This is a genomic window from Streptomyces alkaliterrae, from assembly GCF_007097205.2.
GTDB classification, from domain to species: domain Bacteria; phylum Actinomycetota; class Actinomycetes; order Streptomycetales; family Streptomycetaceae; genus Streptomyces; species Streptomyces alkaliterrae.
The window spans coordinates 1-4,960 of the sequence record NZ_VJYK02000366.1 but is presented as its reverse complement, the minus strand read 5'-3'; the positions used below and the strand labels follow the sequence as shown (position 1 = coordinate 4,960).

Below are 4,960 nucleotides of genomic sequence, written 5' to 3'. Positions count from 1 at the left end.
CCCCCGGTGACACCCGTCCCCCGGCCTGTTCTCCCCGGCGGCGCTTCCCGCAAAGGAAAGTCCTATGAGCACGCCGAGTACGGCCACATCCGACAAGCCGAGCACCGGATCTAAGGTCATGGCTGTCGCCCAGCGCATCGGGCGCAGCCTCATGCTCCCGATCGCGACGCTCCCCGCCGCCGCCCTCATGGTGCGGCTGGGCCACACCGACATGCTGGGCCGGGAGAACTTCCCCGCCTTCCTCCAGCGCCTGGCCGAGTTCATGGCCGCCGCCGGTGGCGCCCTGCTCGACAACATGCCGCTGCTGTTCGCGGTCGGCATCGCCGTCGGCTTCGCCAAGAAGGCCGACGGCTCGACCGGCCTCGCGGCCGTCGTCGGCTACCTGGCCTTCGCCAACGTCCTCAAGGCGTTCAAGGACGAAAGCCTGCCGAAGGTCGCCACCGTCGTCGACGGTGAGATCGTGCACGTCGCGCCGCCGGTCAACGCCGGTGTGCTCGGCGGTGTCGTGATGGGCATCGTCGTCGCGCTGCTCTACCAGCGGTACCACCGCAAGAAGCTGCCGGACTGGCTGGGCTTCTTCGGCGGCCGCCGCCTGGTCCCGATCCTCTCGGCCTTCGCCGGTCTGGGCATCGGTATCGTCTTCGGCTACATCTGGCCCGTCCTCGGCACCGGTCTGCACAACTTCGGCACCTGGCTGGTCGGCTCCGGCGCGGTGGGCGCGGGCGTCTTCGGCGTCGCCAACCGGGCGCTCATCCCGGTCGGCATGCACCACCTGCTGAACTCCTTCCCGTGGTTCCAGGCCGGCGAGTACAACGGCAAGAGCGGCGACATCGCCCGCTTCCTGGAGGGCGACCCGACCGCCGGCCAGTTCATGACCGGCTTCTTCCCGATCATGATGTTCGCGCTGCCGGCCGCCTGCCTGGCGATCTACCACTGCGCCCGCCCGGAGCGCCGCGCGGTCGTCGGCGGCATGATGTTCTCGCTCGCGCTGACCTCGTTCGTCACCGGCGTCACCGAGCCGATCGAGTTCACCTTCATGTTCATCGCCCCGGTCCTGTACGCGATCCACGCCATCCTGACCGGTGTGTCCATGGCGCTGACCTGGGCGCTCGGCATGCGCGACGGCTTCGGCTTCTCCGCCGGCGCCATCGACTACCTGCTGAACTTCGGCATCGCGTCCAAGCCACTGGGCATCGTCCTGGTCGGCCTGTGCTTCGCGGTGGTCTACTACGCCCTGTTCCGCTTCGCGATCACCAAGTTCAACCTGCCGACCCCGGGCCGGGAGCCCGAGGAGGAGGCCGCGGAGATGGAGAAGGAGAACTACAAGGCCTGACCGACCGAACACACCGGTGGCCCGGAGCGTCGGACGCTCCGGGCCACCGGTGTGTTCGCTGCCGGAGCCCTGTCAGAACTCGTAGACCGCGCCGGCGTGCGCCAGCTCCACCGGGCCCGCGTACGCCGCCCGGGCGTCCCGCAGGTTGACCTGCGGGTCCGTCCACGGCGGTACGTGGGTGAGCACCAGCCGGCCCACCCCGGCGGCCTTGGCCGCCTCCCCCGCCTGGAGCCCGTTGAGGTGCAGCCCGGGGATGTCCTCCTTGCCGTGCACGAACGACGCCTCGCACAGGAAGAGGTCGGCGCCGGCGGCCAGCCGGTCCAGGCCCGCGCACGGGCCGGTGTCCCCGGAGTAGGTGAGCACCGAGCCCTCGTGCTCGACACGGAAGCCGTACGCCTCGACCGGGTGGTCCACCGCCTCGGCGAGCACCCGGAACGGGCCGGCGTCGAACTCCTGCCCCGACCGCAGCGTGCGGAAGTCGAAGACCTCGCTCATCGAGCGCTCGCTGGGCGTGTCGGCGTACGCGGTGGTCAGCCGCTGCTCGGTGCCGGTCGGGCCGTAGACCGGGATCGGCTCGCAGCGCCCGCCGTCGAAGCGGTAGTAGCGCGCCACGAAGTAGGCGCACATGTCGATGCAGTGGTCCGCGTGCAGATGGCTCAGCACGATGGCGTCCAGGTCGTACAGCCCGATGTGGCGCTGCAGCTCGCCGAGCGCGCCGTTGCCCATGTCCAGCAGCAGCCGGTAGCCGTCGGCCTCCACGAGGTAACTCGAGCAGGCCGAGTCCGGGGACGGGAACGAGCCCGAGCAGCCGACGACGGTGAGCTTCATTGGGGTGGGAACCTCCGCACAGCCCGGCAAAGGAGAGGGTTTCCTGAGAGTAAGGGCCGTCGGGCGCCGTGACTGCTTCCGTCGCGCTTGTGTGGGCGGAATCACCAGTGCGGGGTACCGTCGTGGCACGGGGTCGCAGCGGTTGTGCAGCGGTCGTTCGGAGGAACCTGGTGGATACGTCCTGGTGGCTCGCCGTCGCCGCGGCCGTGGTGCTGATCGCGGTGGCCGCCCTGGCGGACCACCGCGGCCGCAGGCCGGCGCGTCGCCGCCCGGTGCCCCACGGACGGCTCGGACCCGCGCCACCGGGGCCCCTGCCGCAGCCCAGGCCCGGTGAGGTCTGGTGGGCGCGGACCCCCTACCGCGACCGGCCGGGTACGACCGTTCGGCGCTGTGTCGTGCTGAGCGCCCGGGAGGAGACCGTGGTGGTCGCCGAGATCTCCGCCCGCCGCCCGGAGCCGCCGCGCCCGGAGGTGGTGCTGCTGCCGCAGGGCACGGTGGACGACAGCCGCGGCATGCCGCTCTATCTGGAGACGGACGCGCTGGTGGAGCTGCCGGTGTGGGACTTCCGCCGCCGCTGCGGCCGGGTCTCCGAGGGGATGTGGCGGACGATCCGCAAGGTCGCCGGCTGACGCCGGGCGGCGGTGACGCGTCGGGGCCCGGCCGCCGCGCGGTCCGGGCCCCGACGGAGTCGGCCGGTCAGGCCCAGAGCTGGCCCTGGAGGCGTTCGACGGCGGCCTCGGTGGACTCGGCCGTGTAGATGCCGGTCGACATGTACTTCCAGCCGCCGTCGGCGACGACAAAGACGATGTCGGCGTCCTCCCCGGCCGCGAGCGCCCTGCGGCCCACGCCGATCGCCGCGTGCAGCGCCGCCCCGGTGGAGACACCGGCGAAGATGCCCTCCTCGGACAGCAGCTCGCGGGTGCGCCGGACGGCGTCCTCGGAGCCCACGGAGAAGCGGGAGCTGAGCACGGTCTCGTCGTACAGCTCGGGCACGAAGCCCTCGTCGAGGTTGCGCAGCCCGTAGACGAGGTCGTCGTAGCGGGGTTCGGCGGCGACGATCCGCACGTCGGGGCGGTGCTCGCGCAGATAGCGGCCGGCGCCCATCAGCGTGCCGGTGGTGCCGAGCCCGGCGACGAAGTGGGTGACCGAGGGCAGGTCGGCCAGGATCTCCGGGCCGGTGGTGGCGTAGTGCGCGCCGGCGTTGGCCTCGTTCCCGTACTGGTAGAGCATCACCCAGTCCGGCTGCTCGGCGGCCAGCTCCTTGGCCACGCGCACGGCCGTGTTGGAGCCGCCCGCCGCCGGCGAGGAGATGATCTCCGCGCCCCACATGGCGAGCAGGTCGCGCCGCTCCTGGCTGGTGTTCTCCGGCATCACGCAGACGATGCGGTAGCCCTTGAGCCGCGCCGCCATGGCCAGGGAGATGCCGGTGTTGCCGCTGGTGGGCTCCAGGATCGTGCAGCCGGGGGTGAGCCGGCCGTCCTTCTCCGCCTGCTCGATCATGTGCAGGGCGGGCCGGTCCTTGATCGAGCCGGTCGGGTTGCGGTCCTCCAGCTTCGCCCAGACGCGGACGTTCTCGGCGGGCGAGAGCCGGGGGAGGCGGACCAGCGGCGTGTTGCCGACGGCGGCCAGCGGGGAGTCGTAGCGCATCAGCGCGCGCCCCCGGCGACGGCCGGGAGGATGGTCACGCTGTCGCCGGCGGTCAGCTTGGTGTTGATGCCGTCGAGGAACCGCACGTCCTCGTCGTTGAGGTACACGTTGACGAAGCGTCGCAGCTCACCGCCGTCGACCAGGCGCTCGTGGATGCCACCGTGCCGGCTCTCGAGGTCGGTGAACAGCTCGGCGAGCGTGCCCCCGCTGCCCTGGACGGCCTTCTCGCCGTCGGTGTAGGTGCGGAGGATGGTCGGGATGCGGACCTCGATGGCCATGGGTGTGCTCCTGGTTGTCTGTGGTGGTGGCGCGGGGCGGCCGGCGGATGGACGCGGCCCGGGTGTGGCGGCGGATGGGTACAGCGCGGTGGGGCGGGTGCGCCCGTCGAACGCGGCTCAACACATGGCGCTGGAGAGGCGGCACAGGTCGACGTGCAGGCGCGCGACGAGGAGAGCGCCCCCCGGGGCCCCCTCACCGACTGTGCTCGCGTGGCTCACGTCGTGCATAACCATGGGCTCATCGTATCGATTCCCGGGGCTCGAACAGGCCCCCGGTGTCAGCATCCGGACGTTTCCGTCTCAGGAAGCGTACGAATCGACAATACGGACGTCCTCCTCGGTGATCTGACCATCCACGATACGGAACGAACGGAAGGAAAACGGGCCCTCTCCGTTGCCGCACTCGGCCGTGGAGACCAGCACGTAGTGGGCGCCGGGCTCGTTGGCGTAGGAGACGTCGGTGCGCGACGGATACGCCTCGGTGGCGGTGTGCGAGTGGTAGATGACCACGGGCTCCTCGTCCCGGTCGTCCATGTCGCGGTAGAGACGCAGCAGGTCGGTGGAGTCGAACTCGTAGAAGGTGGGCGAGCGGGCCGCGTTGAGCATCGGGATGAAGCGCTCGGGCCGGCCCTGCCCGACCGGCCCGGCGACCACGCCGCACGCCTCGTCCGGGTGGTCGGCCCTGGCGTGGGCGACGATCTTGTCGTGCAGCTCGCGGGTGATGGTCAGCATGGACGCAACGATAAGTCGGCTTCCGCCGAGTACGGCCGTCGAGGGGGGAGATTCCGCGATGCGGACGATCTTCGTCCCGTATGCCGGGACGGGGATCATTCCCCTCCCCGCCCCTTCCCGAAACCGGGGCTCCGCCCCGGAC

Annotated in this window: 7 protein-coding genes; 2 read left to right on the top strand and 5 right to left on the bottom strand. The window is 71.2% G+C overall.

Annotated elements, in window-relative coordinates; translation table 11 throughout:
• The first annotated feature begins 64 nt into the window (after window positions 1–64).
• A complete protein-coding gene (locus FNX44_RS23820) occupies window positions 65–1,333 on the top strand; it encodes a PTS transporter subunit EIIC (RefSeq protein WP_143650953.1) in 1,269 nt (422 codons plus the stop codon).
• A 72-nt stretch (window positions 1,334–1,405) separates the two neighbouring features.
• On the opposite strand, the gene FNX44_RS23815 is transcribed toward FNX44_RS23820, so the two are convergent.
• Window positions 1,406–2,161: an MBL fold metallo-hydrolase gene (locus FNX44_RS23815; protein ID WP_143650951.1), complete on the bottom strand. Its 756-nt coding sequence runs from the start codon at window positions 2,159–2,161 to the stop codon at window positions 1,406–1,408.
• A gap of 170 nt (window positions 2,162–2,331) precedes the next feature.
• On the opposite strand from FNX44_RS23815, the gene FNX44_RS23810 reads away from it, so the two are divergent.
• Window positions 2,332–2,790 (top strand): type II toxin-antitoxin system PemK/MazF family toxin, encoded by a 459-nt coding sequence (locus FNX44_RS23810; RefSeq protein WP_143650949.1) that lies wholly within the window; start codon window positions 2,332–2,334, stop codon window positions 2,788–2,790.
• A 67-nt stretch (window positions 2,791–2,857) separates the two neighbouring features.
• On the opposite strand, the gene FNX44_RS23805 is transcribed toward FNX44_RS23810, so the two are convergent.
• From FNX44_RS23805 to FNX44_RS23790, 4 genes are all read right to left on the bottom strand, one after another.
• Complete coding sequence (locus tag FNX44_RS23805; RefSeq protein ID WP_143650947.1) at window positions 2,858–3,808, bottom strand: PLP-dependent cysteine synthase family protein; 951 nt, start codon at window positions 3,806–3,808, stop codon at window positions 2,858–2,860.
• A complete protein-coding gene (locus FNX44_RS23800; RefSeq protein ID WP_143650945.1) occupies window positions 3,808–4,086 on the bottom strand; it encodes a MoaD/ThiS family protein in 279 nt (92 codons plus the stop codon). Before FNX44_RS23800 ends, FNX44_RS23805 begins: the two co-directional genes overlap by 1 nt.
• A 117-nt stretch (window positions 4,087–4,203) precedes the next feature.
• Entirely contained in the window at window positions 4,204–4,320 is a 117-nt protein-coding gene (locus tag FNX44_RS29795; RefSeq protein WP_323369630.1) for a putative leader peptide, read from the bottom strand.
• Between the two features lie 66 nt (window positions 4,321–4,386).
• Window positions 4,387–4,818 (bottom strand): M67 family metallopeptidase, encoded by a 432-nt coding sequence (locus FNX44_RS23790; RefSeq protein WP_143650941.1) that lies wholly within the window; start codon window positions 4,816–4,818, stop codon window positions 4,387–4,389.
• Window positions 4,819–4,960 lie beyond the last annotated feature (142 nt).

Coding starts and splice junctions, on each gene's coding strand:
- FNX44_RS23820 (WP_143650953.1), top strand. CDS start 65: ATGAGCACGCCGAGTACGGCCACATCCGACAAGCCGAGCACCGGATCT.
- FNX44_RS23815 (WP_143650951.1), bottom strand. CDS start 2,161: ATGAAGCTCACCGTCGTCGGCTGCTCGGGCTCGTTCCCGTCCCCGGAC.
- FNX44_RS23805 (WP_143650947.1), bottom strand. CDS start 3,808: ATGCGCTACGACTCCCCGCTGGCCGCCGTCGGCAACACGCCGCTGGTC.
- FNX44_RS23800 (WP_143650945.1), bottom strand. CDS start 4,086: ATGGCCATCGAGGTCCGCATCCCGACCATCCTCCGCACCTACACCGAC.
- FNX44_RS29795 (WP_323369630.1), bottom strand. CDS start 4,320: ATGGTTATGCACGACGTGAGCCACGCGAGCACAGTCGGTGAGGGGGCC.
- FNX44_RS23790 (WP_143650941.1), bottom strand. CDS start 4,818: ATGCTGACCATCACCCGCGAGCTGCACGACAAGATCGTCGCCCACGCC.